Source organism: Saccharothrix syringae (genome assembly GCF_009498035.1).
GTDB lineage: Bacteria > Actinomycetota > Actinomycetes > Mycobacteriales > Pseudonocardiaceae > Actinosynnema > Actinosynnema syringae.
Map to the genome: position 1 here is coordinate 7,125,926 of NZ_CP034550.1, position 26,268 is coordinate 7,152,193.

The window sequence follows — 26,268 nt, forward strand, 5'->3', positions numbered from 1 at the left end:
TCAGCCGAGCCAGGCGGTGTAGTAGTTGGCGTAGGCGATGCCGTTGTAGGTCACGCCGTGGAGCTTCGGCGACTGCAGGTAGACGCGCTGGACGATCTGCGTGAGCGGGACGAAGTAGCCCTGCCGGAGCACGTACCCCTGCAGCTCGTCGAGCAGCGGCGCCCGCGCCTCGACGCTCTGGGCGCGGGCCACCCCGGCGGCCAGCTCGACCAGCTTCGGGTCGCCCTGGCCGAGGCCGAACCAGTTCTCGCCCTTGTTGGCGTCGGTGAGGACACCGGCCACGGTGCCCGCGTCGATGAAGCTCCTGGTGACCTCGTAGGCGGCCACGCTCGGGCTGCCGACCTTGACGCGCTCGCCGTAGGTGACCACGTCGAACGCCTGGATGTCGACCTTGAAGCCGAGTTCGCCGAGCTGCTGGGCGACCAGTTCGTCGACCGCCTTGGAGGTGGCCAGGTAGGGGTTGGCGTACAGGGTCAGCTTGAGCTGCTGCCCGTTCTTGGCGCGGACGCCGTCGGCCCCCTTGGCCCAGCCCGCCTCGTCGAGCAGGCGGTTGGCCCTGCCCGGGTCGTGCGCGAAGTCGGCGCTGCGGTCGGTCGCGCCGGGGACGTTGCTCTGGAACAGCGACTGCGCGGGCAGCCAGCCGTCGGTGTAGACGGTCGAGATGATCTCCTGCCGGTCGATGCCGTGCTGGAGCGCCTGCCGCACCTTGAGGTCGTCGAACGGCGCGACCTTCGTGTTGACCGCGTAGCCGTTGACGAAGCCGAGGTAGCGCGGCGTCGCGGTGGTGAAGCCCTGCTCCTTGAAGGACGCCAGCTCCTGCGGCGACGGGTTGTAGGCGACGTCGGCCTGGCCGGACTGGACGGCGGCGGTGCGCACCGACGGTTCGGCCACGAGCTTGTAGGTGATCGTGTCCAGCCGCGCCGGGCCCCGGTGCCCGAGGGCGGCGGGCGCCCAGTCGTAGTCGGGCCGCTTCCTGAGCACGACGCTGTCGCCCTCCTTCCAGGAGGCCACCACGAACGGGCCGCTGCCGATGTCGTTGGCCAGGTCGGCCTGCTGCTGGGCGGGCAGCGCGATGGTCTTCGGCGAGATCAGGATCGAGCCGTGGTAGCCCAGGGTCGGGATGAAGCCCAGGGTCGGCGCGGTGAAGAACACCCTGACCGTGGCGGCGTCCACGACCTCGGCGTGGTCGTAGGTCTTGGGGAACAGCCCGATCGGGTTGATGCCCCGGGCCGGGTCGCCCTTGGCCCAGATGTCGAGGTTGGCCAGCACCGCCGCGGCGTCCAGCGGGGTGCCGTCGGAGAAGGTGACGCCCTTGCGCAGCCGGAGGGTGAACTCGGTGGCGGCGGGGTTCTGCTCCCAGTTCTCCGCGATCCAGGGGCTGACCTCCCCGTTCTCGTCGACGTAGACGAGCTTGTCGGTGACGTGGCCCCAGATGTGGCCCTGGAAGCTGGAGATGGCGCTGTTGTTGGGTATCCAGGTGTCGCCGAGCGAGTCGATCAGGAACGTGACGTCGCCGCCCTGCCTCGGCGTGCCGGACCCGTCCCCCGCGTTCGCCCCGGCGCCGGGCCCGCACGCGGCGAGCGCGGCTACGGCGGCGAGGCAGGCGATCATCCGTGGGGCGCGGGAGGTCTTCATGGCAGGAAACCTAGAAGCGGGTCCGCCGGGGGGTCCAAGACGAATTGGGGATCGAATCCCATCGAGGAGTCTGATGAACGGGCCGGGCGCCGGCGGTTAGCCTCGGTGCCGTGCAGGAGACCAGCTCCCACTGGGGGACCTACCTGGTCGAGGTGTCCGCCGACGGCCGCGACGTGGTCGCCGCCCGGCCGCACGCCGACGACCCCGACGCCGCGCCGGCGATCGGCAACGTCGTCGACGCCCACCGCCACCGCTCCCGGGTCGCGCGGCCCGCGGTGCGCCGCCGCTGGCTGGAGCGCGGGCCCGGCCCGGACCCCCGGCGCGGCGACGTCGGCGAGGAGTACGTGGAGGTCGACTGGGGCACCGCGCTCGACCTGCTCGCCCGCGAGCTGGACCGGGTGCGGTCGGGGTTCGGCAACCGCGCGATCTTCGGCGGCTCCTACGGCTGGGGCAGCGCCGGGCGGCTGCACCACGCGCAGGGCCAGTTGCACCGGTTCCTCAACTCGATCGGCGGCTACACGCGTTCGGTCAACGACTACAGCCGGGGCGCGAGCGCGGTGCTGCTGCCGCACCTGATCGGCCCGCGCGCCGCCCTGGACCTGCGGTACCGGCCGCCGTCCTGGGCCGACGTCGCCGAGCACACCGACCTGCTGGTCACCTTCGGCGGCGTGCGCCGCTCCAACACGTGGGTGGTGCCCGGCGGCCACGCCCGCCAGGTCACCCCGGGCCTGGCCCGGGCCGCCGCCCGCACCACCCGGGTCGTGTCCCTGTCCGCCCAGCGCGACGACGCCGACCCCGGCGCCGAGTGGGTGGGCGTGATGCCCGGCACGGACACCGCCGTCATGCTCGCCCTGGTCCACGTCCTGGTCGTCGACGGCCTGGCCGACGACGCGTTCCTGGCCACCCACGCCGTCGGGGCCGACGAGGTCCGCCGGTACGTGCTCGGCGAGACCGACGGGGTGCCCAAGACGCCCGAGTGGGCCGCGCGGATCAGCCGCGCGCCCGCGGGGGTGATCCGGGACCTCGCGCACCGCATGGCCGCCGGCCGCACCCTGGTCAACGTCGTCTACGCCCTGCAACGCGGCGAGAACGGCGAGCAGGCCGTGTTCGCGGGCCTCACCCTGGCCGCGTTCCTCGGGCAGGTCGGCCTGCCCGGCGGCGGCTTCGCCCACGGCTTCGGCTCGATGGGCGACTACGGCGTGGGCATCGCCGGCCCGCCGCTGCCGACGTTCCCCCAGGGCCGCAACCCCGTGCCGGACTTCATCCCGTGCGCGCGCATCGGCGACCTCCTGCTGCACCCCGGCGCGGAGATCCCCTACGACGGCGGCCGGCTGCGGCTGCCGCGGGTGAGGCTGGCCTACTGGGCGGGGGGCAACCCGTTCCACCACCACCAGGACCTGCTCCGCCTGCGGCGAGCACTGTCCACGTTGGACACGTTCGTGGTCAACGAGACCCACTGGACGCCGACCGCCCGCCACGCCGACGTGGTCCTGCCCGTGGCGAGCACCCTGGAACGCGACGACGTGGCGGCCGGTGCCGGCGACAGCCGCCTGCGCGCCGTGCCGCGGGCCGTACCGCCCTTCGGGGAGGCGCGCGAGGAGTTCTGGATCTACGCGCGGCTGGCCGAGCGGCTGGGCGCGGACTTCGCCGAGGGGCTGGACTCCCGGCAGTGGCTGGAGCGGATCTACGAGGACTGGCGGGCCGCGCCCGGGTCGCCGCCCGCGCCGCCGTTCGCGCGGTTCTGGCGCGACGGCGGGGTCGAGCTGCCCCGGGAGCCGTACCGCGACCCGGTCTTCACCGCGTTCCGCGCCGACCCGGCGGCGAACCCGCTGGGCACGCCGAGCGGCCGGATCGAGCTGTGCTCGGCGCGGCTGGCCGGTTTCGACCTGCCCGACGTGGCCGGGCACGCGCGGTGGCGGGAACCGACGCAGTGGTGGCGCGCGGGCGGGGAGTACGACCTGCACCTGCTGTGCAACCAGCCGTCGCACCGGCTGCACAGCCAGTTGGACATGGGCGCGGCCAGCCGGTCGACCAAGGTCGCCGGCCGCGAACCGCTGCGCCTGCACCCCTCCGACGCGGCGGCCCGGGGACTCGTCGACGGTGACGTCGCGCTGGTCCGCAGTCCCCGGGGGAGCCTGCTCGCCGGGGTGGTCGTCACCGACGCGCTGCTGCCCGGCGTCGCGCGGATGCACACCGGGGCCTGGTTCGACCCGAGTGCGCCCGAGGTGGCGGACTGCGTCAACGGCAACGTGAACGTGCTGACCCGGGACGTGGCCACGTCGACGTTGACGCAGGCCACGAGCGGTGCGCACGTGCTGGTGGCGGTCAGCAGGTACGACGGGCCCGTGCCACCGGTGCGCGCCTACGAGCCGCCTGTCCTGGTGCGGTGACCGGTGCGGTGACCGGCTCAGACCCCGAGCACGCGCCGCCCGCCGACCAGCAGGGCGACGTCCTCCTGCGGCGGGTGGACGCGGACGCACAGCACGTCCCGCAGGTGCCGTTCCAGCGGGTTGTGCCGGGACAGCGCCGGGTTGCCCAGGGCCGCCACGGCGGTCTGCACGGCCGTCACGACCGCGCGCGCGATCGCCACCTTCACCAGCGGGAGCTGGGGCGCCACCGCCCCGTCCCCGGCCTCCACGCGCAGCAGCGCACCGTGCAGCAGGGTCTCGGCCTGGGCGACCTGGAGGTCGACCTCCCCGGCCACCGACTGGATCCGCTCGGTCGTGGCGATGGGCCTGCCGAGCGCGGCGGGCACCCGGGAGCGGGCGAACTCGGCGAACGCCCGCCGCGCCGCGCGGGCCACCCCGACGTAGAGCGCCAGGTGGCCGAAGCTGCCCGGTCCGGTCACCGCCGCCGGGTCGCGGTAGACGCCGTCCTCACCCCGGGGGATCTCGACGAACGCGTCCGCCGGCAGCTCGACCCCCTCGTAGACGACGTCGTGGGTGTTCGAGGCGCGCAGCCCGAGGTGGTCCCACGTGTCGAGCCACGTGATGCCGGGCGCGTCCGCCGGCACCACCACGTGGCCGACCCGCGGCACACCGGGCTCGTCGACGACCGCCCACACCACGTGGTAGGCCAGGGCCGTGCCGCCGGTGGCGTAGGACTTGTGGCCGTCGAGCACCCAGCCGGACGCGGTGCGCCGGACCGCCGTCCTGGGCAGGCCGCCGCGGGCCGGGGCGCCCAGCTCCGGTTCGGCCCGGATGGCGTTGACGGGCGCCGGTCCGGCGGCCGAGCGCGCCAGCAGGTCGTCGTAGAACGCCTCCGGCCAGTGCGGGTGGGCGGCCTGGGACGCGTGCGCCGCCAGGGTGTTCGCCGCGATCAGCGCCACGGACGGGTCGCCCTCGCCCAGCGCGGCGAGGATGCGCGCGGTGTCGCGCGGGCCCGCGCCCGGACCGCCGTACCGCCCGCCGACGGTGGCGGTGAGCAGGCCGGCCCGGTGGGCGGCGGCCAGGCCGCGCACCGGCACCTCGCCGCTGCGGTCGTACTCGGCCGCGGTGTCGGCCACCTCGGCGGTGACCGCCGCCAGCGCGTCGTCGGTGAGGTCGGGGACGGGCAGCGCCCGCGCGGTGCCCGTCACGCCCGGCCCGCCGTCGCGAAGCGCCGGTAGTCCTCGCCGTAGTTGCCCGGGTGCTCGGCCTGGAGCGTGCCGCGCCGGCCGGTGGCCCTGCGGTGGGCCAGTTCCTGGCGCACCAGCGGGAGCACGTACCGGCCGTAGTCCACGGCGTCGGCGAGCGTGTCGTAGCCCCGGATGCTGACCAGGTCCGCGCCGCGGTCGACGTAGTCCAGGATCGCCGCCGCCACCGTCTCCGGGGAACCCACCAGGGCCGTCGACGCGCCGGCCGCGTTGGTGACGGCCGCGGTGCGGGTCCACAGCGCCCGGTCGTACAACTCGGCCCTCTCCGCGAACGACAGCGCCCGCTGCGAGCCGACGTTCTGGGGCGCGCCCTGCCGGGCGCGCCGATCGCCGTGGGCGGCCTTGCCGAACGTGTCGGCGATCCGGGCGACGTACTCGTGCGCCTTGCGCCAGGCCAGCTCGTCGGTCTTGGCGATGATCGGCCGGAACGTCACCCAGATGCGCGGCAGCGTCGTGCGGCCGGCGGCGCGGGCGATGCCGTGGACGCGCTCGACCTCGGCGCGCAGGTCGTCCAGGGGTTCGCCCCAGAAGCTGAAGATGTCGGCCTTCTCGCCGCCGACGCGGAACGCCTCGTCGGACTGCCCGCCGATGGAGATGGGGATGGGCTTGTCGTGGGGCGCGAAGCCGGGGCCGAAGTCGTCGAACTTGTAGAACTCGCCCTCGTGGCTGAACGGCGCGGGCTCGGTCCAGGCCCGGCGCAGCAGGTCGATGTACTCGGAGGTGCGGGCGTAGCGGCGGTCCTTGGGCAGGTAGTCACCCTGACGGGCCTGCTCGGCGTCGCTGCCGCCGGAGATGAGGTGCACCACGGCCCGGCCCTCGGTGAGCTGGTCCAGCGTCGCCAGCTTCTGGGCGCCGACCAGCGGGAAGGTCGTGTTGGGGCGGAGCGCGACGATGGGCTTGATCCGCTCGGTGAGCTGCCCGACGGCCGAGGCGACGACGAACGAGTCCGCGGTGGTGGAGCCGTACGGGAGCAGCGTGTAGTCGAACCCGCCCTCCTCCAGCGAGCGGACGTAGGTGCGGAAGTACTCCAGGTCGATGCCCCGGGTCGGGACCGGGTCCAGCTCCGTCGACGGGTTCAGGTGCGACAGGCTGATGAACTCCACCTCCGGCGAGGCGGACGCGGGGATCTGCTGGTCGAAGGCCGGTGCGCTGGTCACGTGACGAAACGTAGGTCGGTGCCGGGACGGGCGTCCAAGTCAATTGCGCGATGGGTACCCATAGGTCGGCGTTATCGACCCGGTCACGCGCCGCGGGCGGCGTTGCCCGCGGGCGGGACCAGTTGGAGGTGGGGCCGCTGGGCGAAGAAGTCCACCCCGGCCGACAGCGCGGTCCGCTCCACCTCGGCCGACAGGCCGCGGCGGGCCACCAGGCGCAGGTGGGTCGTGCCCGCGTCGGGCAGGTCGGTGCAGGCGGTCAGGCCCGGCGGGCGGCCGCCCGCGCTGGGCAGCAGCGCCACGCCGAGGCCGGCGCGGACCCCGGCCAGCACGCCCTCCAGCGTGGTGGACTGCGCGATGACCTCGACGTGGCGCCCCTGGCCGGTGAGCAGCGACAGCGCCCGCTCGCGCAGGCCGCACGGCTCCTCGAACGCGATGAGCGGCCACGTCTCGCCGTTCTCGCGGGGCCGCCAGCCGCGCGCGGCGTACCAGACCAGCGGCAGCCGCCCGACCAGGTGCCCGGCGCCCCGGCCGCTGGGGTCGAGCACGAACGCGAAGTCGACGGCGCCCTTGTCCACGGCCTCGGCGAGCTGGGTGGACCGGCCGATCTCGAAGCGGGTGGCGCAGTCGGGGAACGCGGCCCGCAGCGCCCGGATCATCTCCGGCAGGATCTGCTCGGCGCTGTGCTCGGTGGAGCCGACCACGATGGTCCGGTCGGGTTCGGCCTCCAGCCGGCGCAGCGACGCGTCGTGGACCTCGATGATCCGCCGCGCCTCGGCCAGCACCCGCTCGCCCTCGTGGGTGAAGCGCATGTTGCGGCCGTCGCGCTCGAAGAGCTTGCGCTTGAGCCCGCGTTCCAGCAGCCGGACGTGCTGGCTCAGCGCGGGCTGGCTGATGTGGCGCACCGCCGCGGCCTTGCCGAACCCGCCGCACTCGGCGATCGCGACGAGCGTGCGCAGGTGTTCGAGGTCGAGCGAGTTCGTCATGTGCCGATTAGAGCCGATGGGCGCGGGTGCCGAGATCCCCTGACCGGCATGTGGGAAGGTCGGCGGCCGCTCTTGCCAACCCATCACACTCGTCCATGGGAAGTGATCGCGAAAGGCTCTTTGACGCACCGCGCTCCCCGGGTGAAGGTGGGTCGGAGAAGCCGAGGCTGGGAGGAACGCGAGATGAGCCGGCACACCGACGCCCCCGGGCTCGACGAGCACCGCCCGGCCGCCAGGCTCGACGAGCACCCGACCACCACCGGGCAGTCCCTGGACCCCGCGCGGCTGCGCGCGGCCTTCGGCGCCTTCCCCAGCGGTGTGGTCGCGGTCGCCGCGCGGGTCGACGACCGGGTGGTCGGCCTGGCCGCCAGCTCGTTCACCTCGGTGTCGCTGGACCCGCCGCTGGTGTCCTTCTCGATCGCCAACAGCTCCCGGACGTGGCCCGAGCTGCGCCGCGCCGACCAGCTGGGGGTGACCGTCCTGGCCGACCACCACGGCGCGGTCGCCCGGCAGCTCGCGGGTCCCGCGGACGGCCGCTTCGCCGGGCTGGACGTCACCGTCGGCGAGAACGGCGCGGTCACCCTCGCCGATGGCGTGGCCTGGTTCGAGACCACCATCCACCACCACGTCGAGGCGGGCGACCACACCATCGTCCTGCTCCGGCTCCACTCGGCGGCCCACGTGGAGCACTCGCTGCCCCTGGTGTTCCACCGCAGCCGGTTCGGGTTCGACCGGCCGGCTTGACCCGGCGGGCCGGGCTCGCCGCGCCCGGCCCGCCGGCGCCCCGCCTGACCTGGTCCGCGCGGCCTGCTCCGCGCGGCTTGGTCCGCCCGGCCTGCTCCGCCCGGCCTCGTCCGCCCGGCCTGCTCCGCCCGGCCTCGTGCGCCCAGCCTCGTCCGGCCGGCCCGCTCCGCCCAGCCTCGTGCGCCCGGCCTCGTCCGCCCGCCCCGGCCAGCCCGCCCCGGTCCGCCGAGCCCGCTCGGCCTGTCCCGGCCCGCCCGACCTACCTCGCCAGCTGCGGCAGCGTGGCCAGCAGGTCGGCGTCGTCGAGGGAGCGGGCCGCCACGCCCGCCGCCGCGGCCCGGCCGATCCTGGTCAGCACGGCGGCGTTGGCGGGCGCCTCGCGGCCGTGCAGCCGGGCCAGCAGGACGACCTCCCCGTTGAGGAAGTCCGACTCCACGGTGCCGCCGCGGACCAGGCTCTGCCACGTGGACCCGCCACCGCGCTCGTGGCCGGGGACGGGCCGCTGCACCAGCCCGGACAGGTCCAGCGTGCTCTCGCCCAGCAGGTCGGCCACGCGCACGCCGGCCGCGGCGAACACGTCCCTCGCCTCGTCCCGCAGGAGTTCGGCGGCCCGGTCGCGCAGGGCGGTCGGCGGGTACAGCGCGTCCAGCGCGTTGGGCAGGATGGCGATCAGCTTGCCCGCCTTGAACGCGACGACGTCGGGCACGACCTCCAGCGCCAGGCCGGCGTCGGCGAAGTCGGCCGCGACGCCGTCCAGCCGGGGGTCGGTGCCCGCCGGGTAGCGGCCCGCCCAGAACGCCTCGGCGATCGGCGCCGCGGGCGAGACGACCTCACCGGGGACCACGTGGCTGGCCGGTGACCACGTCACCGCGCCGAACACGGTGGCGAAGCGGCGCAGCGCGCTGCGCTCGCTGTCGAGCCCGTTCTGCAGGGTCAGCACCGGCAGCTCGGTGGCCGCCACCCCGCTGCCCACGGGCTGCCACGCCCACGCCGCCAGCGCCGCGTCGGCGTCCTGGGTCTTGGTGGCCAGCACGAGCAGGTCGTCCGGCCGCAACCGCACCTCGTCGGGCCGGCCGACCACGGGCAGCCGCAGCGTCGTGGTGCCGTCCGGGCGGACGTACCGCAGGCCGGTCCCGCGCAGCGCGGCCAGGTGGGCGCCCCTGGCCGCCAGCACGACCTCCCGGCCCGCCAGGTGCAGCTGCGCGGCCGTGGTGGCGCCGACCGCGCCCGCGCCGATCACCACGTAGCGGGTCACGGCAGCTCCACCCGGTCGAGCACGGGCAGGTCGGCGCCGAGCCGGAGCCGTTCCAGGAAGCGGACGACCAGCGCGGCGGCCGTGCGGTGGGTCTGGTTGTTCAGCGCGTCGTGGGCGGTGCCGGCGAGGCTGACCAGCTCGCCGCGCGGCAGGCGGGCGAACCAGGCGCGAACGTCGTCCAGCGCGGCCACCGGGTCGTCCGCGCCGTGCAGGCCGAGCACCGGCAGCGGGAGGGCCGCCGGGTCCGCGCGGTCGGCCCAGTCCGGCGGCGGGGCGGTCCACAGCGCGCCGCGGCGGAAGCCGGTGTCGCCGGCGAGCCGGGCGCGGTGGGTGGGGCAGGTGGTGCGGGCGGCCAGCTCCGCCTCCCAGTCGGGGGCGTCCCCGGTGGTCTGCGTGGCCGGCAGGCCGGCCAGGACCAGGCCGTCCGCGGCCACCGCGCGCTCGGCGACGAGCAGGGCGGCGAACAGGGCGCCGGTGTCGGAACCGACCAGTACGCGCGGCGCGGCGTCGGCCTCGGCCAGGAGCGCCTTGACGGTCGCGGTGGCCGCGGCCGGGTCGCGGGTCGGGTCGTCGAGCACGCGGACGCGGTAGGCGTCGAAGGCCAGCCGCAGGCCCAGGCGCTCGTAGACGCCGGCGTCCTCGCCGCGGCCGGGCAGCACCACGAGGGTGCCGCGGGCGGCGAGGTGGGGTGGGTTGTCGTACGAGGCGGTCATGCGGCACTCCGGGGTGAGGTCGAGAAAAGTCGCATTTGGACGTCCATAACGGACTGAATAACTAGATAGCCTTGCCGGGGTTGAGGATTCCGGCCGGGTCGAACACCGCCTTGATCCGCCGGTGCAGGTCGAGCACCGGGTCACCCAGCTCGGCGGCGAGCCAGGGCCGTTTCAGCGTGCCGACACCGTGCTCGCCGGTGAGCGTGCCGCCCACGGACAGCGCGTGCTCGAAGACCGCCGCGACGGCCAGGTCGACCTGCTCGGGCGGCGCGCTGCCCGCCAGCACGATCGGGTGCAGGTTGCCGTCGCCGACGTGCGCGAACACGAAGATCCGCACCCCGGTCGAGGCCGCGATCCGCTCGACCGCGGCCACCGTCCCGGCGATCTGCGACCGGGGCACGGCGATGTCCTCGATCAGCACCCGGCCATGGCGCTCGACGGCCGGCAACGCGGCCCGCCGGGTGGCGACCAGCCGGTCCGCGACCACCGGGTCGGTGGTGGTCTCGACCGAGGTGGCCAGGGGCCGCAGCACGCGTTCGGCCTCGGCCAGCTCGGCCTCGGCGCCGTGGCCGTCGGTCTGCAGGAGCAGGAAGACCTGCCCCCTGGTGTGCAGGTCACCGCCCTGCGCCTGGTCGATGGCGACGAGGGTGGCCCGGTCGAGCAGTTCGGCGGTGGAGGGCCGCAGCCCGCGGCGCTGCAGCGCGGTCACGGCCGCCACGGCGTCCTCGGCGGTGGCGAAGAACGCGCCGGCCGTGGCGGTCGCGGCGGGCAGCGGGGACAGGCGCAGGGTGGCGCCGACGATCACGCCGAGCGTGCCCTCGGAGCCGACGAGCAGGCCGGTGAGGTCGTACCCGGTGACGCCCTTGACCGTGCGGCGCCCGGTGCGGACCAGCGTGCCGTCGCCCAGCACGGCGTCGACGGCCAGCACGGCGTCCCGGGTCACCCCGTACTTCACGCACCGCAGCCCGCCCGCGTTGGTGGCGATGTTGCCGCCGATGGTGGAGAACGCCGCGCTGGCCGGGTCGGGCGCGTAACGCAGCCCGTGCGCGGCCGCCGCCGCGTCGAGGTCGGCGGTGACCACACCGGGCTCGACCACGGCGATCGCGTCGTCGGGGCGGATCTCCGCGATCCGGTCCAGCCCGGACAGGTCGAGCACGATGGCACCGGCGCCCGCGACCGCGCCGCCCGCCACCCCGGAACCCGCGCCCCTCGGCACGACCGGCACGCCGCGGGCGGCGGCGTAGGAGACGGTGCGCCGCACGTCGTCCACGTCCCGGGCGAAGACCACCAGGTCCGGGAGGCCGTCGGGGACGGTGCCCGAGCGGTCGACCGAGACCCGGGCCAGTTCGGCGGGGTCGGTGGACCACGCCTTGAGGGCGCGGGTCAGCCCGGCGTGGCTCACGGCGCGCCCGTCGCGACCGGGCGGTCCGGCCGGCTCGACCACCGAGACCAGGAGCCCGGGTGGAGGGCCGCGATCCGCAGCGCCGCGGTGGTGACGCCGGAGCCGCGGCACACCGCGACCCCGTCGCCGGGCCGCACGCGCAGCGCGCCGGGGACGTGGCCCGCGGCGTGGGCCGGACGACCGTCCGGGATGTCCGGCCGCCACCGGACGTCGAGCAGGCGGACGTGGGCGATCCGGTCGTGCGGGCCCGCCGCGGAAGTGGTTGCGGTCACCCCCGGAATGCTATGTGCGCCAGGGGTTTCGCACCGCTCGCGATTCCCGATGGGTATCCATCGCCAACCGTGATCCGACGCGCCGGCCCGGGACCGGCCGCCGGGGCGGGGTCGCCGGCCTCACCTGGTGCTGGCCCGCACCGTGACGGCCCAGTCGGCCGCCCGGTCCGGCCCGCGCTCCCCGAGCGCGACCAGGGCGCAGCTCCGCCCCTGGTCGTGCAGCGACTGGGTGACCGTGGTGAGACCTCCGCGCTCCGCGTCCGGCCCGTCGTCCCAGCCGGAGACCGCGACGTCGCCGGGCACGTCCAGGCCGCGGCGGCGGGCGGCGTCCAGCACCGCGAAGGCCAGTTGGTCGCTCATCGCCACCACCGCGTCGGGGTCGCAGGAGTCGAACAGCGCGTCCACCGCGGCGGCGGCCTCGGCGCGGTCGTTGCGGGCCACGACGGCCACCGGCAGCCGGTCCGGGTCGCGGCCCGCCTCCCGGCAGTGGTCGTGCACGCCCAGCAGGCGGTCGCGGGTGACCGGGAACGCCACCCGGCCGGGGTCCGGGCCGACCTCCAGCCGCGGCCTGCGGTCGCGGTCGAAGGGGAAGCTCAGCACGGCCGGCCGCCGGGCGCCGGGGAAGGTGCGCGCGGCCAGCTCGCGGGCGGAGGCCCGGTTGTCGATGCCGACCACCCGCGCGCCCGCGACGGCCGGGCCGCCGTGCACCGCGACGGGCTTGCCCAGCCCGCCCACCACGGCCAGCACCGGGTCGGTGTCGACGGTGGTCCAGACGATGTAGCCGTCGACCGACGCCGAGCGCACCCGGTCGACGTCCTGGTCCGCGCCGGTGGTCGGGATGAGGTTGAGCCCGCTGCCGCGCTCGCGGCAGACCTCGGCCACGCCGGTGAGGAACCGGCGGGCCTGCGGGTCCTCGAAGGCGTAGGCCAGGTGCTCGCCGAGCACGACGCCGATCGCGCCGTTGTGCCGGCGGCGCAGGGACCGCGCGGTCGGGTCCGGCCCCCGGTAGCCCAGGTCGGCGGCGACCGCCAGGACCCGGCGCAGCGTGTCCGGCGCGACCCGGTCCGGCTGGTTGTAGCAGTAGGACACGGTCATCGGCGAGACGCCGCAGCGGCGCGCCACCTCCGCCATGGTGATCCGCGGTGCTCCGGCGCCGGACATGGCCACAGCCTATCTGTGTATCGTTACACAATGCCCGCAACGACACGCGCGCGGACCGGGATCGCCCTCGGGGCGCTCAGCACCGCCTGCTTCGCCTCGGTGACCTCGGAGAACCTGCCGGTCGCGCTGCTGCCGCAGCTCGCGGCCGGGCTGGGCGTGCCGGAACCGGCCGTCGGCCTGCTGATGACCGGGTACGCCGTCGTCGTCGCGGTCACGGTGGTGCCGCTGGTCGCCGCGACCGCCCGCGTCGACCGCCGGACGACCGCCCTGGTCACGGTGGCCGCGGTGGCGGTGTCCAACCTGCTGCTGGCGGTGGCGCCCGGCTACGGCGTGGCGGTGGCCGCCAGGCTGGTCTCGGCCGCGGGCCACGGGGTGTTCTGGTCGGTGGTCGCGCCGGTGGCCGCGCGGCTGCTCGGGCCGGAGCGGGCCGGGCGCGCCACCGCCGTGGTCTTCGCGGGCAACTCGCTCGCCTTCCTGCTCGGCCTCCCGCTCAGCTCGTGGCTCGGCACGGCGCTCGGCTGGCGGGCCACCGCCCTGGTCGTGGCCGGGGTCGCGGCGCTGTCGGCGGTGCTGATCCGGGTCACCGTCGACCCGCTGCCCGCGGAGCCCGCCGCACCCCGGGAACCGGGCGCGGTCCGCTCCCTCGGCGCGGTCAACCTCGCCACCGCCCTGGTGGTGACGGGCCACTTCGCCGCGTTCACCTACATCACCGCGATCATCGCCGACCGCGTGCACCTCACCGGGTCGGCCACCTCGGCCCTGCTGTTCGCCCACGGCGCGGCCGGCCTGGTCGGCCTGGTCCTGGTCGGCCGCCTGGTGGACCGGCGGCCGCAGGCCACCGCCCTGTTCGCCACCGGCGGCGTCGCCGCGTGCATGGTCGCGCTGCTCGTCGCCGGCCCGAGCGCGCCCCTCGCCGGGACCGCGGTCGTGCTGTGGGCCGCGCCGGCGGGCGCGATCGGCGTGGTGCTGCAAGCCGCGGTCCTGCGTGCCGCGCGGACCCGGCAGGACCTCGCGTCCGCGGTCTACGTCGTCGCGTTCCAGGTCGGCATCGCGCTCGGCGCCGTCGTCGGCGGCCTCTGCCTCGACCGCGGCGCCCTGCCCGTGGCGTTGGGCGTCGCGGCGGCGGGCGGTCTCGCCGCGGCCGTCGTCGTCCGCCGCTCCGCCGCCTTCAGAGGAGGGCGGCCAGCCGCTCCGGCGCCTGCCCGGCGGCCGGGATGAGCACGGCGCTGTCCAGGCCCGCCGCGAACAGCTCGTCGAGCCGCGCCCGCACGTCCCCGGGCGTGCCGGCCAGGGCGAGCCGCCGCACCCACTCCTCGGGCAGCCGGCGCGCGAACTCCTCGCGGCTGCCGCACTCCCGGCGCAGCGCCGCGACCCCGTCCGCGAACGGCAGCGGGGCCAGGTGCGGCGCCCAGTCCGGCTCGCCGATCCACGCCAGCCCGTCCCGCACCGCCTCGACCGCCACCGCCCGGTCCTCGTCGACGGCGGCCGCGTTGTAGCCGACCAGCCGGTGCGGCCCGGGCGCGGCGATCCGCCCCAGCGCGGCGCGCACGTACTCCGGGGTGGTCGGCTCGGCCAGCACCGTCCCGTCGGCCTCCCGCCCGGACAGCGCCAGCGACCGCGGCCCGCGCACCCCGGCCAGCACCGGCGGCACGTGCCCCGGCAGGCACGCGGGCTCCAGCCGGACGCCGTCGAGCGCGACGTGCCGCCCCCGCTCGACCACCTCGCCGCGCAGCAGGCCGCGCACCGCGCGCAGGTACTCCTCCAGCAGCCCCAGCGGGCTGTCCGGCCACTCCCCGACCGACCGCATCCACGCGGGCATGCCGTGCCCGATGCCCACGTCCACCCGGCCGGGGAACAGCCGGGCCAGCGTCGCGACCTCCATGGCCGCGAACGCCGCGTTGCGCGCGCCCACGGGCAGCAGCCCGATGCCCACCCGGATCCGGTCGGTCGCCGCCAGCACCGCCGCGGCCTGCGCGATGCCGCCGGCGAAGCCCAGGTCCTCCACCACCCACAGCTCGTCGAACCCCAGCTCGTCGGCGCGGCGCGCGTACGGCAGCACCCGCGCGCCGTCGAGGTCGCGGGGCAGCACGAGCCCGATCGATCCGGCACGGGACACGGCGGCTCCCCTCGACTGGTCCGGACTTGATCATAGGTCAGGCGCGGGCGAGCAGCAGCCGCAGCGCGGGTTCGAAGTCGGCGCGCGTCGGCCGGGTCGGCGACACCAGGGCCTGGTAGAGCAGGCCGTCGAACAGGGCGGTGAGGGCGCGCGCGGTCGGCTCGGCCACGTGCCGGGCGAACACCTCGGTCAGCATCCCGTCCCACGCCGTGCTCGCCGCCCGCAGGCCGGGCCGGCGCAGGGCCGCGCTGTAGAGCTCGTAGGCCAGCACGCTGCCGGCGCGGTGCCGGGTGGCCAGCGATACCAGGAAGTCCGACAGCTCGGTGCACAGATCTGCTTGTGGTGCGAGGGAATCCGCCCAGCGGCGCAGCCGGGCCACGTTGCGCTCGGCCACCAGCCGCACCGCGGCCTCCAGCAGCTCGTCCAGGTCGGCGAAGTGGTAGGTGGTGGACCCCAGCGGCACGCCCGCCTCGGCCGCCGCGGCCCGGTGCGTCAGCGCCGACAGGCCCGACCGGCCGATCACCCGCACCGCCGCCCGGACGATGCGTTCCCGCCTTTCGGGATCACGACGACGTGCCGATGTCATGGAATCGCCTCTCGCACAAGGGGTTCCCGCCGGGGTGTCCACAGAGCGGGAAGGCCGATCAAGCCATGTGTACTTCTGTACATTCACCGCCGTCCCGCTTCCCCGCTTCGGCACGGAGTTTCCCATGGCGCAGAAGGAACCGCGGCGCGCCGCGCTGTCCGCCACGCACTCGGTCCTGGTGCGCGTCGCGGCCGTGCTGGCGCTGCTCGCGATCTGGGAGCTGCTGGTCCTGGCCGAGTTCTGGCCGCCCGCCGTGCTGCCCGGCCCGAAGCAGGTGTGGGACCAGCTCCTCGCCGCCTCCGACAGCGGCAACGGCCAGGGCGGGTACGCCGGGTCCACTGTGGTCGAACGGCTCGGGGTGAGCCTGCGCCGGGTCGGCTACGGCTCGGCCTACGGCATCCTGGTCGGCGTCGGCCTCGGCCTGGTGATGGGCCTGGTGCCGCTGGTCCGCGCGGTGGCCGAGCCGTTCGTGACGTTCCTGCGCGCGCTGCCGCCGCTGGCCTACCTCAGCCTGCTGGTCATCTGGTTCGGCATCGACGAGGAACCCAAGGTCTACCTGCTGGTGGTGGCCGCGTTCCCGCCGGTCGCGGTGGCGACCGCGGCGGCCGTCACCGGGGTGAACCGGCAGTACGTGGAGGCCGCGCACGCGCTGGGCGCGAGCCGGCTCGGCGTGGTCGGCACGGTGCTGCTGCCCGCGTCCGCGCCGGAGATCCTGACCGGCGTGCGGCTGGCCGTGGGCGTGGCCTACAGCTCGGTCGTGGCCGCCGAGACCGTCAACGGCGCGGACGGCATCGGGGGCATGGTCCTCAACGCCCAGCGCTACAACCAGACCGCGGTCGTCCTGCTCGGGCTCGTCGTCATCGGGGTGACCGGGCTGCTCATCGACACCGCCATCCTCGCGCTGCAACGCGCCGTCTCGCCGTGGCGCGGGCGGGCGTGAGCGCCGGAGAACCAGGAGCACAGCCATGTCCGTCAGCCGCAGATCGGTCCTGTCCCTGCTCGCCGCCGCACCGGTGCTGGCCGCGTGCGGGGTCGGCGGGTCGTCGTCCTCCGGCGAGCGCCGCGAGGTCCGCATCGCCTACCAGAACTTCGCCGACAGCACGCTGCTGGTCAAGGACCAGGGCACGCTGGAGAAGGCGCTGCCCGACCACCGGGTCACCTGGACCTCGTTCGACTCCGGCGCGAGCATCAACACCGCGTTCCTCGGCGGCGCCATCGACCTCGCGGTCATCGGCAGCAGCCCGGCCGCGGCCGGGCTCAGCGCGCCGCTGGGCATCCCCTACCAGGTCGTCGAACTGCTCAACGTGATCGGCGACAGCGAGGCCCTGGTGGTGCGCAAGGCGAGTGGCATCACCGACATCAAGGGCCTGGTCGGCCGCAAGGTCGCCGCGCCGTTCAGCTCTACCGCGCACTACAGCCTCCTGGCCGCCTTCGAGCAGGCGGGCGTCGACCCGGCGTCGGTGACCCTGGTGGACCTGGAGCCGCAGAACATCCAGGCCGCCTGGCAGCGCGGCGACATCGACGGCGCGTACGTGTGGACGCCGGTGCTCAGCGTGCTCCAGCAGGACGGCGTCACGCTCACCGACAGCGCCAAGCTCGCCGCCGCGGGCAAGCCGACGCTGACGTTCACCGTGGCGCGCAAGGAGTTCATCGAGCAGAACGGCGACGTGCTGGACAAGTGGCTCGCCGCCACCGACGACGCCATCAAGAAGATCAAGACCGAGCCGCGGGTGGTCGCCGAGGCGGTGGCGCGGCAGATCGGCGCGGGCGTGGACGACGCGCTGTCCCAGCTCAAGCAGAACATCTACCTCGACCACGCCGAGCAGCTCGGCCCCGACTACTTCGGCACGCCCGAGGCGCCCGGCAGGCTCGCCGAGCAGCTGCGGGCCACCGCCGAGTTCCTGCACGGGCAGAAGAAGGTCGACTCGGTGCCGGACCTGGCCGCGTTCCGCTCGGCCCTGCGGGCGCCCCGTGGGTGAGCCGCTGGTCGAGCTGGTCGGCGTCGAGCACCGGTACCGGGCCAAGGGCGCCGACGTGCCCGCGCTCGGACCGCTGGACCTGCGCGTCGACCCGGGTGAGTTCCTGGTCGTGGTCGGCCCCTCCGGGTCGGGCAAGAGCACCTTGCTGCGGCTGGTCAGCGGGTTCGAGCGGCCGTCGACGGGTGAGGTCCGGGTGCTCGGCGGCACGCCCGTGCCGGGGCGGGACGTCGGCACGGTGTTCCAGCAGCCCAGGCTGTTCCCCTGGCAGACCGTGGGCGGCAACATCGGCACCGCGCTGCGCTGGGCCGGCGTGCCGCGCGCCGACCGCCCGCGGCGCACCCGCGAGCTGCTCGACCAGGTGGGTTTGGGCGAGCTGGGCCCGCGCCGCACGTGGGAGGTCTCCGGCGGGCAGCAGCAGCGGGTGGCGATCGCGCGGGCCCTGGCCGCCCGCCCCCGGCTGCTGCTGATGGACGAGCCGTTCGCCGCGCTGGACGCGCTCACCCGCGAGCGGCTCCAGGAGGACGTCCGGTCGCTGACCGGTGGTGAGCGGGGGGTGGTGTTCGTGACGCACAGCGTGGACGAGGCGGTGTACCTGGCGACCCGCGTGGTGGTGCTGTCCGACCGGCCCGGTCGGGTGGCGCTGGACCTGCCCGTGCCGCTGCCGCGCTCCGGCGTGCCGGCCGACGAGCTGCGCGGGTCGGCGGAGTTCGCCGCGCTGCGCGGTGAGGTGGCCGGCGCCGTGCGCGCGGTGGCGGCCTGACCTGGCGGCTTGACCGACCGGCTCGACCGACCGGGCGGCCTGCCCGGGGAGCGGCCCGACCGAGCGGCCCGACCAACGAGGAGGAAGCAGTGGCGCACATCGAACCGCTCACCCCGACCCTCGGCGCCCGGGTGACCGGCGTCGACCTCAACGACGTCCGGTCCGCCGAGGCCGGCGCACCGCTGCGCGCCGCCCTGGTGGAGCACAAGGTGCTGGTGTTCCCCGGCCAGTCCCTGACCCCGACGGCGCACCGCGAGTTCGCCGCCGCCCTGGGCGAGCCGACGCCCGCGCACCCCGTGGTGCCGGGCCTGGACGCCGACCACCCGGAGATCTACGTGCTGGACGCGGGCGACGGCGGCAAGGCCCCGGTGTGGCACACCGACGTCACGTTCATGTCCCGCCCGCCGCTGGGTTCCGTGCTGCGGGCGGTGACCCTGCCGCCGACCGGCGGTGACACGTGCTGGACCGACCTGGAGGCGGCCTACCTGTCGCTGTCCGAGCCGGTGCGCGCGCTGGCCGACCGGCTGACCGCCCTGCACGACGGGCGCAAGGACTTCGAGGAGTACCTGCACGGGCGCCTCGGCGGCGAGGGCAACACGTGGGAGGGCGAGCGGATCCGCTCGCTGGAGCCGGTGGCGCACCCCGTGGTGCGGGTGCACCCCGAGTCGGGCCGGCGCAGCCTGTTCGTCAACCCGGGCTTCACCACGCGGCTGCTGGGCGTGTCGGAGGTGGAGAGCCGGGCGCTGCTGGACGTGTTCTTCGCCGCGGTCGGCAGGCCGGAGTTCACCGTGCGGCACCGGTGGAGCGAGGGCGACGTGGTGGTGTGGGACAACCGGAGCACCGCCCACTACGCGGTGGACGACTACGGCGACCAGCGGCGGGTCATGCACCGGATCACGCTGCGCGGCGACGTGCCGGTGGGGGTGTGAGCGGGTTCGGCGTTGCCGCCCGTCGCGCGATCGCCACCCGTGGGAGCGGTGGGTCGCGCGGCGGGCGCAGTACAGCGGTGTCGATCCGCGGGACGCGCGGGACGCCGGGCGGATGTTCCCTCCCACGGGCGCCACGGGCAGCCCCATCGCTCGCTCCGACGCTGTCGACATTCCCGTTTTCGCGCGCGGGTCCTCGCCGCTCGTCCCGGGGGAACACCCGCGGCCTGGCCGGGGCTTCGACCTCGTGGCCGACGACCGGCGGCATTCCACGAGCGGGTGATCACCTGGTCCGCACGACGTGGCGGGACGTGATCGACGCGGCGACGAGCCGGTGCTCACCAGGGGCGCCGAGCAGCCGAACCGACCCGGGCTGATCTCCGACCCGCACGTCAAGGTGCTGTGCTGCACGGGTTTGACCCGTCGCCTGTTCGTCACCCTCGACATCGGGGAACAGCCCCTCGTCGATCCGCGGGTACGGTCACCCCGCCGGAAGAAGACGGTTCGGCTGAGCACGAACGCGGCCAAGCCCGACGAGAACGCGGCAGGGAACGACGGACGATCGGCACCGACTTCGACATGCTGCCGCGTACCGCGAGTCGGAGGAGGACAGGAGATCGGGAGCAGCAAGCGACCCCGGGACTCTTCCGGTCTTGGTCCGCGGGAACGGGCGGGCGGGACCTGCTCGACGAACCGGCCCACCCGCTCCCACCCCCACACCTCAGGCCGCGGTACCCGGCACGCGCTCCCCGGCCGTGTCGCGGCTCAGCACCGCCACCACGTCCTCCAGCCGCCCGCGCCGCTGGAGGGCCCGCCGCTGCCGCACGGCACCGTTGCCCCCCTGCAGCACCTCGCTCATCAGCGCGTTGACCTCGCGCAGCTCCCCGGTCCGGCGCAGCACCGGCCGGACGTGGCGGACCAGCCCGTGCAGCAGGTGCGCGGCCGGGACCCGGCGGTTGGCGAACAGGTCCACCGCCTCGCCCTCGATCCCGTCGTGGGCCGCGCGCCAGTAGGCCGCCCGCAACGCCTGCTCGCACAGCGGCAGCGCCCGCTCGCCGCGCCGAACCGCCTCCACCGCGGTCACGACCAGGCCCCGCACCAGCGCCGCCAGCAGCACCGACTCCTCCACCGTGGCCGGCACGTCCGAGACCCTGACCTCCACCGTGGGCAGGTGGTCGGAGGGCCGCACGTCCCAGTAGACCATCCCCCGGTCCAGCACCGCGCCGCTGTCGACCAGCATCCCCACCACCGCGTCGTAGTGCTCGGCGGAGGTGAAGTACGGCGGGGCGCCCGAGCACGGCCAGCGGCTCGTCAGCACCGACCGCCAACTGGCGTACCCGGTGTCCACGCCCTGGTGGATCGGCGAGTTGGCGGTCAGCGCCAGCAGCACGGGCAGCCACGGCCGCAGGTGGTTGCACACCTGCACGGCGGTCTCCCGGTCCGGCACCTCGACGTGCACGTGGCAGCCGCACACCCCGTGCTCGGCGGCCAGCATCCCGTAGTCCCGCCCGATCCGGCCGTAGCGCTCGGTGTCGTTGATCGGCTGCCCCATCGGCCCGGCCAGCGGCACGCCGACGGCCAGCAACCCGCCGCCGGCCCGGCGCGCCGCCGCGGTGGCCGCCGACCGCGCCTCCAGCAGGTGCCCGCGCACCTCGTCGAGGGTCCGGCACACCGGGGTGTTGCTCTCCACCTGCACGCGCGTCAGCTCCGGTTGCAGGTCGGCGCCGGAGGCGTTGGCCAGGTCGACGACCTCGCCGGCCACCGGGAGGGGCAGGCCGCCGACCGGGTCGACGACCAGGAACTCCTCCTCGACGCCCACGGTGGGCACGTCGAGGTCGATCAGAACGGGGCGATCGTCGTTGACCATGCTGTCCTCATCGGTCGGTGGTGATGCCCTCCGGGAGTACCGCGCGGGACTTCCGGAGGGCCGCTGGAATACCACTGTCGAGTGCGGACAAACGCTCACGAACGACTGATTGCACGTCCGGCAAATCACACCGTGTCACCGGTTTTCGAGCACTGCCCTCCCCAGGGGCACACGGTCAGGTGAGCAGCTGACCACCCGTGACCCCCAGGACCTCGCCGGTGACGTAGCTGGACTCCGGTGAGGCGAAGAACACGTAGGCCGGGGCCAGCTCGGCCGGCTGGCCCGCCCGTCCCATCGGGGTCTGCTCGCCGAAGGAGTCCACCTTCTCGGCCGGCATGGTGGCCGGGATCAGCGGCGTCCACACCGGACCGGGCGCAACCGAGTTGACCCGGATGCCGCGGCCGGCGAGGTCCTGCGACAGGCCCTTGGTGAAGTTGACGATCGCGGCCTTCGTCGTGGCGTAGTCCAGCAGCTCCGGCGACGGCTGGAACGCCTGGATGGACGAGGTGTTGATGATCGACGAGCCCTCGGGCATGTGCGGTACGGCCGCCTTGCACAGCCAGAACATGGCGTAGACGTTGGTCTTGAGCACCCGGTCGAACTGCTCGGTGGTGATCCCGAGCAGCCCCTCGTCCTGCGACATCTGGTAGGCGGCGTTGTTCACCAGCACCTCGATGCCGCCCAGGTCGGCCAGCGCCCGCTCCACCACGTGCCGGCAGTGCGCCTCGTCCCGGATGTCACCGGGCACGAGCACGGCCCGCCGCCCCGCGTCGCGCACCAGCGCGGCGGTCCGCTCGGCGTCCTCCTGCTCCTCCTCCAGGTAGGACAGCAGCACGTCGGCGCCCTCGCGGGCGAACGCGATCGCCACGGCCCGCCCGATGCCGGAGTCGCCGCCGGTGATGACGGCCCGGCGGCCCTCCAGCCGCCCGCTGCCCCGGTAGCTGTCCTCGCCGTGGTCGGGCGGCGGGTCCATGGCCTCGCCGGTGCCGGGGTGCGCCTGCTGCTGCCCCTCCTGCTGCTCCGGCTCCGGGTGCCGCTGCGCGGTCTGCTCGTCGTACTGGTCCGACATGTCGTGTCGCCTCCCGTGGCGTGGTCCGTGGTGTGACCCGGCCCAGTACCGGTTCCCGGTCCGGCGGGGTTCAACCACCCGCCGGCGTGGTTCGGCCGCGCGGCACCGGGTAGCCACGGGTCGACCGCAGCCGCGTGGAGGAGCCCGCATGAACCGATCCGAGCAGCAGCTGACCCGGCTGGCGACGGCGCACGGCCTGTTCAACCTGGTCGGCGGCCTGTGGCCGGCGGTCAGCGTGCGCGCCTTCGAGCTGGTCTTCGGCCGCAAGACCGACCGCTGGCTGCAGCGCACCACCGGCGGGCTGCTCGCCGGCATCGGCTGGGCCCAGCTGCGGGCCTCCGCCGAGGGCGACTGGCGCCAGGCACGCCGGATCGGCGCCGTGGCCGCGACCACCCTGCTGGCGATCGACCTGCTCTACGTGCCGAAGGGGCGCATCGGCAAGGTGTACCTGGCCGACGCCGCGTGCGAGGCGGCCTGGCTCGCCGCCTGGGCCGTCAAGACCCGCAACCGGTGACCCCGGGCAGCGTGGGCAGGTAGGCGGGTGCGCGGCGCACCGGTGCCGCCCGCTCGAAGGCCGCGGCGAACCGCAGGACCCGCGCGTCCGCGCCGTGGCCGGCCATGAACGACACGCCGATCGGGAGCGGGCCGGCGAAGCCCGCCGGGACGGTGGCGTTCGGGTAGCCGGCGACCGCCGCGGGCTTGGCCGAGCTGAGCCCGAAGGGGTCGCCGGTGTAGTCGGTGCGCCAGGCGGGGCTGTTGGTCGGCGCCATGACCACGTCCAGCCGGTGGGCGGCCAGGACCTCGTCGATCGAGCGGCGGGCCAGGTCGGTGGCGGTGCGGCGCTGCTCGCGGTAGGTCGGGTCGGTGATCGGCGGCGCCTTCTCCGCCTCGTGGAAGAGTTCCTGGCCGAACCTGCTCAGCTCGACCGGGTCGGCCTCGTTGAAGGCGATCAGCTCGGTGAGGGTCTGCGGCACGCCGGGCCGGGTCCTGAGGTACGCCTCCAGGTCGTGCTTGAACTCGGTGACCAGCGCCGACCGCTCGGCCGCGTCGATCCGGTCCAGGTGCGACAGCTCCACCTCGACCACGGTGGCGCCGTTGCGCCGCAGCACGTCCACCGCGGACTCCACCACGCGGTCGGTCTCGGCGCTGAACCCCGCCCTGCGCCACACGCCGACCCGCGCGCCGCGCAGCGCGTCGGGCGTGAGGGCGGCGGCGTAGTCCGCGCCGCCCCCCTCCAGGACGGACATCAGGATCGCGGCGTCGACGACGTGCCGCGCCATCGGGCCGGCCGTGTCCTGGTGGGTCGAGATCGGCACGATGCCGTCACCGCTGACCCGGCCCAGGGTCGGCTTGAACCCCACGACGCCGCTCTGCCCCGCCGGGCTCACGATCGAGCCGTCGGTCTCCGTACCCACCGCGACCTGCGCCAACGACGCCGCCACCGCCGCACCCGAGCCGGACGACGACCCGCACGGGTTGCGATCCAACACGTACGGGTTGTTGGTCTGGCCGCCGACACCCGACCAGCCGGACGTCGACCACGGGGAGCGGAAGTTGCCCCATTCGGACATGTTGGTCTTGCCCAGCACGACCGCGCCGGCCTCGCGCAGGCGCCTGACCAGCTCCGCGTCGTCACGCGGCGGCACCCGCAACGCCCGCGACCCCGCCGTGCCGCCCGAACGCGTGTCGATGTTGTCCTTGAGCAGCACCGGGATGCCGTCCATCAACCCCCGCGCCTGACCGCGCGCCCGCCGCCGGTCGCTCTCCGCCGCCTGCCGCAACGCCTCCGGGTCCACCGCCAGCACCGACCGCACCCCCCGGTCCACGGTGTCGATGCGCCGCAGGTAGGCGCGCGTCAGCTCGACCGAGGTCAACGAACCCGCGTCCATCCGCCGCGCCAACTGCGGGATCGTGGCCGCGTCCAGGTCCGGGAGCGGGTCGGCGGCAGCGGGCACCGCGGGCGCGCCGACGGGCACGGGCGGTGGCGCTGCGAGCGGCAGGAGCATGGCGCATACCTCAAGCCGGCGAGGACCCGGAGTCAACCCGCCGATGGACGTTTCACCTGTGTTTCGGAACACGAAATGTTTGGACACGTTCGTCGCGGGCGACGCGGGCGTCCACGCCGGACGGTTGCGACGCGGCTCTCCCCCGCGCTTGATCAGCCACGATCGGGGTACACCGGGCATCGGGGCCCGTCCCCTCCCTGCCAACCGATGCACCGAGGTGAGCTATGTGCGGAATCGCCGGTGAGGTCGTGACCGGGCGGTCGGACCGCCCGGACCTCGACGCCGTGGAGCGCATGACGCGGACCATGTGGTCGCGCGGACCGGACGGCGCGGGGCACTGGTCGGAGGGGCGGGTGGCGCTCGGGCACCGCCGGCTGTCCATCATCGACCTGTCCGACACCGGCTCCCAGCCCATGGTGGACGACGACCTCGGCCTGGCCGTGGCGTTCAACGGGTGCGTCTACAACTACCGGGAGCTGCGCGCGGAGCTGTCCGACCGGTACCGGTTCACCTCCACCAGCGACACCGAGGTCGTCCTCAAGGCGTACGACCGCTGGGGCGACCGGTTCGTGGAGCACCTGGTCGGCATGTTCGCCATCGCCCTGGTCGACCGGCGGCGCGACCGCGTGCTGCTGGTGCGCGACCGGCTGGGGATCAAGCCGCTGTACGTGGCCGAGGTGGCGGGGCGCACGCGGTTCGCCTCCACCCTGCCCGCGCTGCTGGCCGGCGGCGGGGTGGACACCGGGCTCGACCCGGTGGGCCTGCACCACTACCTGACCTGGCACTCCATCGTGCCCGGCGAGCGCACGGTCCTGCGCGGCGTGCGCAAGGTGCCGCCCGCGACCGTCCGCGTGCTCGAACCGGGCCGGGCACCCCGCGACCACGTCTACTGGCGGCCCTCCTACACCCGGCGGCCGGAGCACGCCGGGTGGACCGGGCAGGACTGGCGGGACGCGGTGCGCGAGGCGCTGCGCACCGCCGTGCGGCGGCGGACCGTGTCCGACGTGGAGGTCGGCGTGCTGCTCTCCGGCGGGCTGGACTCCAGCCTGCTGGTCGCGCTGCTCGCCGAGGAGGGGCACCGGCCCAGCACGTTCAGCATCGGCTTCACCGACCGCGACGGCGTGGAGGGCGACGAGTTCACCTACTCCGACGCCGTCGCGCACAAGTTCGGCACCGACCACCACCAGCTGCGCGTCGACGACGCGGAGCTGGCCCCGGCCGTCGAGCAGGCCGTGGCGTCGATGAGCGAGCCCCTGGGCACCCACGACGTCACCGCCTTCCACCTGGTCTGCCGCGAGGTGTCCCGGCACGTCAAGGTCGTGCAGTCCGGCCAGGGCGCCGACGAGGTCTTCGCCGGCTACCGCTACCACCAGCCCGCGGCCGGCGCGCCGAGGGACCGGGCCGCCGAGGTCTTCCGCGACGCGTTCCACGACCACGACGACCTGGCCCACGTGCTGGCACCGGAGTGGCTGGTGCCGGGCGACCCCAGCGGCGAGCTGGTCGCCCGGCACCTCGGCGCACCCGGCGCGGACACGGCGCTGGACGCCGTGCTGCGGACCGACACCCACCTGCTGATGCCCGACGACCCGGTCAAGCGGGTGGACAACATGGCGATGGCGTGGGGCGTCGAGGCCCGGGTGCCGTTCCTGGACCAGGACCTCGTCGAGCTGGTCGCGGCGTGCCCGCCGGAGCTGAAGTCCGGCCAGGGCGGCAAGTCGGTGCTCAAGGACATCGGGCGCGAACTGCTGCCGCCCGAGGTGGTCGACCGGCCCAAGGGCTACTTCCCCGTGCCGGCCCTCACCCGCCTCGACGGCACCGTGCTCGACCTGCTGGAGGGCGCGCTGCGCTCCCCGGCCGCGCGGCAGCGGGGCGTCCTGCGCCGCGACTACGTCGACGCGCTCCTGGCCGACCCCAACGGCCGCTTCACCAAGGCGCACGGGAACGAGCTGTGGCACGTCGGCGTGCTGGAGATGTGGCTCCAGCGGCTCGGCGTCTGAGGCGGG

General features: G+C 75.1%; 23 protein-coding genes. 9 read left to right on the forward strand and 14 right to left on the reverse strand.

Translation table 11 applies throughout. The features are described from left to right. Complete coding sequence (locus tag EKG83_RS30215) at positions 1-1,635, reverse strand: ABC transporter substrate-binding protein (protein ID WP_033430252.1); 1,635 nt, start codon at positions 1,633-1,635, stop codon at positions 1-3. A gap of 110 nt (positions 1,636-1,745) precedes the next feature. Between EKG83_RS30215 and EKG83_RS30220 the strand changes: the two genes are divergently transcribed. After that, complete coding sequence (locus tag EKG83_RS30220; RefSeq protein WP_033430253.1) at positions 1,746-4,025, forward strand: molybdopterin-dependent oxidoreductase; 2,280 nt, start codon at positions 1,746-1,748, stop codon at positions 4,023-4,025. Between the two features lie 17 nt (positions 4,026-4,042). Here the strand turns inward: EKG83_RS30220 and EKG83_RS30225 are convergent, their stop codons facing one another. The 3 genes from EKG83_RS30225 to EKG83_RS30235 form a co-directional block, all read right to left on the reverse strand. Continuing rightward, positions 4,043-5,212, reverse strand: a complete 1,170-nt coding sequence (locus EKG83_RS30225) for an acyl-CoA dehydrogenase family protein (protein WP_033430254.1) — start codon at positions 5,210-5,212, stop codon at positions 4,043-4,045. Beyond that, positions 5,209-6,426 (reverse strand): LLM class flavin-dependent oxidoreductase, encoded by a 1,218-nt coding sequence (locus EKG83_RS30230; RefSeq protein ID WP_033430255.1) that lies wholly within the window; start codon positions 6,424-6,426, stop codon positions 5,209-5,211. Before EKG83_RS30230 ends, EKG83_RS30225 begins: the two co-directional genes overlap by 4 nt. A gap of 83 nt (positions 6,427-6,509) precedes the next feature. Then, complete coding sequence (locus tag EKG83_RS30235) at positions 6,510-7,409, reverse strand: LysR family transcriptional regulator (protein WP_033430256.1); 900 nt, start codon at positions 7,407-7,409, stop codon at positions 6,510-6,512. Positions 7,410-7,592: 183 nt separating this feature from the next. On the opposite strand from EKG83_RS30235, the gene EKG83_RS30240 reads away from it, so the two are divergent. Beyond that, positions 7,593-8,153, forward strand: a complete 561-nt coding sequence (locus EKG83_RS30240) for a flavin reductase family protein (protein WP_084716296.1) — start codon at positions 7,593-7,595, stop codon at positions 8,151-8,153. 259 nt (positions 8,154-8,412) lie between these two features. On the opposite strand, the gene EKG83_RS30245 is transcribed toward EKG83_RS30240, so the two are convergent. The 5 genes from EKG83_RS30245 to EKG83_RS30265 all read right to left on the reverse strand — a co-directional run bounded on the left by EKG83_RS30245 (position 8,413) and on the right by EKG83_RS30265 (position 12,956). Continuing rightward, on the reverse strand, positions 8,413-9,408 hold the full coding sequence (locus EKG83_RS30245; protein ID WP_051765446.1) for a ketopantoate reductase family protein: 996 nt from the start codon (positions 9,406-9,408) through the stop codon (positions 8,413-8,415). Further along, positions 9,405-10,121: an alpha/beta hydrolase gene (locus tag EKG83_RS30250; RefSeq protein ID WP_033430257.1), complete on the reverse strand. Its 717-nt coding sequence runs from the start codon at positions 10,119-10,121 to the stop codon at positions 9,405-9,407. Before EKG83_RS30250 ends, EKG83_RS30245 begins: the two co-directional genes overlap by 4 nt. Before the next feature lie 61 nt (positions 10,122-10,182). After that, complete coding sequence (locus EKG83_RS30255) at positions 10,183-11,523, reverse strand: FAD-binding oxidoreductase (protein WP_084716301.1); 1,341 nt, start codon at positions 11,521-11,523, stop codon at positions 10,183-10,185. Then, entirely contained in the window at positions 11,520-11,795 is a 276-nt protein-coding gene (locus EKG83_RS48475) for a hypothetical protein (protein ID WP_033430258.1), read from the reverse strand. The genes EKG83_RS30255 and EKG83_RS48475 overlap by 4 nt, the downstream gene beginning before the upstream one ends. A 120-nt stretch (positions 11,796-11,915) precedes the next feature. Continuing rightward, positions 11,916-12,956 carry a LacI family DNA-binding transcriptional regulator gene (locus EKG83_RS30265; protein ID WP_033430321.1) on the reverse strand — a complete coding sequence of 347 codons (1,041 nt, stop codon included), beginning with the start codon at positions 12,954-12,956 and terminating at the stop codon, positions 11,916-11,918. A gap of 30 nt (positions 12,957-12,986) precedes the next feature. Here EKG83_RS30265 and EKG83_RS30270 point away from each other — a divergent pair, with 30 nt between their 5' ends. Beyond that, positions 12,987-14,174, forward strand: coding sequence for an MFS transporter (locus EKG83_RS30270; RefSeq protein WP_051765448.1), 1,188 nt, complete (start codon positions 12,987-12,989; stop codon positions 14,172-14,174). Here the strand turns inward: EKG83_RS30270 and EKG83_RS30275 are convergent. Both EKG83_RS30275 and EKG83_RS30280 read right to left on the reverse strand, forming a co-directional pair. Next, positions 14,125-15,072 carry an LLM class flavin-dependent oxidoreductase gene (locus EKG83_RS30275; protein WP_033430259.1) on the reverse strand — a complete coding sequence of 316 codons (948 nt, stop codon included), beginning with the start codon at positions 15,070-15,072 and terminating at the stop codon, positions 14,125-14,127. The two genes, EKG83_RS30270 and EKG83_RS30275, sit on opposite strands and share 50 nt — an antisense overlap. 37 nt (positions 15,073-15,109) lie before the next feature. Further along, the gene (locus EKG83_RS30280) at positions 15,110-15,658 is read right to left on the reverse strand and encodes a TetR/AcrR family transcriptional regulator (RefSeq protein WP_033430260.1); all 549 of its coding nucleotides are present in this window, start codon (positions 15,656-15,658) and stop codon (positions 15,110-15,112) included. Between the two features lie 124 nt (positions 15,659-15,782). Between EKG83_RS30280 and EKG83_RS30285 the strand changes: the two genes are divergently transcribed. From EKG83_RS30285 to EKG83_RS30300, 4 genes are all read left to right on the forward strand, one after another. Beyond that, positions 15,783-16,598, forward strand: coding sequence for an ABC transporter permease (locus tag EKG83_RS30285; RefSeq protein ID WP_033430261.1), 816 nt, complete (start codon positions 15,783-15,785; stop codon positions 16,596-16,598). A gap of 25 nt (positions 16,599-16,623) precedes the next feature. After that, positions 16,624-17,637, forward strand: coding sequence for a taurine ABC transporter substrate-binding protein (locus EKG83_RS30290; RefSeq protein WP_033430262.1), 1,014 nt, complete (start codon positions 16,624-16,626; stop codon positions 17,635-17,637). Next, positions 17,630-18,397, forward strand: a complete 768-nt coding sequence (locus EKG83_RS30295) for an ABC transporter ATP-binding protein (RefSeq protein ID WP_033430263.1) — start codon at positions 17,630-17,632, stop codon at positions 18,395-18,397. The genes EKG83_RS30290 and EKG83_RS30295 overlap by 8 nt, the downstream gene beginning before the upstream one ends. Positions 18,398-18,486: 89 nt before the next feature. Further along, a complete protein-coding gene (locus EKG83_RS30300; protein WP_033430264.1) occupies positions 18,487-19,326 on the forward strand; it encodes a TauD/TfdA dioxygenase family protein in 840 nt (279 codons plus the stop codon). A 718-nt stretch (positions 19,327-20,044) separates the two neighbouring features. On the opposite strand, the gene EKG83_RS30305 is transcribed toward EKG83_RS30300, so the two are convergent. Continuing rightward, a complete protein-coding gene (locus tag EKG83_RS30305; protein WP_051765450.1) occupies positions 20,045-21,190 on the reverse strand; it encodes a carboxylate-amine ligase in 1,146 nt (381 codons plus the stop codon). A 175-nt stretch (positions 21,191-21,365) separates the two neighbouring features. Beyond that, positions 21,366-22,259, reverse strand: a complete 894-nt coding sequence (locus tag EKG83_RS30310; protein WP_033430265.1) for an SDR family oxidoreductase — start codon at positions 22,257-22,259, stop codon at positions 21,366-21,368. A gap of 148 nt (positions 22,260-22,407) precedes the next feature. On the opposite strand from EKG83_RS30310, the gene EKG83_RS30315 reads away from it, so the two are divergent. Continuing rightward, positions 22,408-22,773 (forward strand): hypothetical protein, encoded by a 366-nt coding sequence (locus EKG83_RS30315; RefSeq protein WP_033430266.1) that lies wholly within the window; start codon positions 22,408-22,410, stop codon positions 22,771-22,773. Here EKG83_RS30315 and EKG83_RS30320 read toward each other — a convergent pair. Beyond that, a complete protein-coding gene (locus tag EKG83_RS30320; RefSeq protein WP_153278545.1) occupies positions 22,754-24,265 on the reverse strand; it encodes an amidase in 1,512 nt (503 codons plus the stop codon). The genes EKG83_RS30315 and EKG83_RS30320 overlap by 20 nt on opposite strands. A 224-nt stretch (positions 24,266-24,489) precedes the next feature. Here EKG83_RS30320 and EKG83_RS30325 point away from each other — a divergent pair, with 224 nt between their 5' ends. After that, positions 24,490-26,262, forward strand: a complete 1,773-nt coding sequence (locus EKG83_RS30325) for an N-acetylglutaminylglutamine amidotransferase (protein ID WP_033431964.1) — start codon at positions 24,490-24,492, stop codon at positions 26,260-26,262. Positions 26,263-26,268 lie beyond the last annotated feature (6 nt).

What these genes read in the sequence shown, in the direction of transcription:
- EKG83_RS30215 (WP_033430252.1), bottom strand. Translation starts at nt 1,635, where the DNA reads ATGAAGACCTCCCGCGCCCCACGGATGATCGCCTGCCTCGCCGCCGTA.
- EKG83_RS30240 (WP_084716296.1), top strand. Translation starts at nt 7,593, where the DNA reads ATGAGCCGGCACACCGACGCCCCCGGGCTCGACGAGCACCGCCCGGCC.
- EKG83_RS30265 (WP_033430321.1), bottom strand. Translation starts at nt 12,956, where the DNA reads ATGTCCGGCGCCGGAGCACCGCGGATCACCATGGCGGAGGTGGCGCGC.
- EKG83_RS30325 (WP_033431964.1), top strand. Translation starts at nt 24,490, where the DNA reads ATGTGCGGAATCGCCGGTGAGGTCGTGACCGGGCGGTCGGACCGCCCG.
- EKG83_RS30235 (WP_033430256.1), bottom strand. Translation starts at nt 7,409, where the DNA reads ATGACGAACTCGCTCGACCTCGAACACCTGCGCACGCTCGTCGCGATC.
- EKG83_RS30310 (WP_033430265.1), bottom strand. Translation starts at nt 22,259, where the DNA reads ATGTCGGACCAGTACGACGAGCAGACCGCGCAGCGGCACCCGGAGCCG.
- EKG83_RS30250 (WP_033430257.1), bottom strand. Translation starts at nt 10,121, where the DNA reads ATGACCGCCTCGTACGACAACCCACCCCACCTCGCCGCCCGCGGCACC.
- EKG83_RS30315 (WP_033430266.1), top strand. Translation starts at nt 22,408, where the DNA reads ATGAACCGATCCGAGCAGCAGCTGACCCGGCTGGCGACGGCGCACGGC.
- EKG83_RS30285 (WP_033430261.1), top strand. Translation starts at nt 15,783, where the DNA reads ATGGCGCAGAAGGAACCGCGGCGCGCCGCGCTGTCCGCCACGCACTCG.
- EKG83_RS30320 (WP_153278545.1), bottom strand. Translation starts at nt 24,265, where the DNA reads ATGCTCCTGCCGCTCGCAGCGCCACCGCCCGTGCCCGTCGGCGCGCCC.
- EKG83_RS30290 (WP_033430262.1), top strand. Translation starts at nt 16,624, where the DNA reads ATGTCCGTCAGCCGCAGATCGGTCCTGTCCCTGCTCGCCGCCGCACCG.
- EKG83_RS30305 (WP_051765450.1), bottom strand. Translation starts at nt 21,190, where the DNA reads ATGGTCAACGACGATCGCCCCGTTCTGATCGACCTCGACGTGCCCACC.
- EKG83_RS30280 (WP_033430260.1), bottom strand. Translation starts at nt 15,658, where the DNA reads ATGACATCGGCACGTCGTCGTGATCCCGAAAGGCGGGAACGCATCGTC.
- EKG83_RS30270 (WP_051765448.1), top strand. Translation starts at nt 12,987, where the DNA reads ATGCCCGCAACGACACGCGCGCGGACCGGGATCGCCCTCGGGGCGCTC.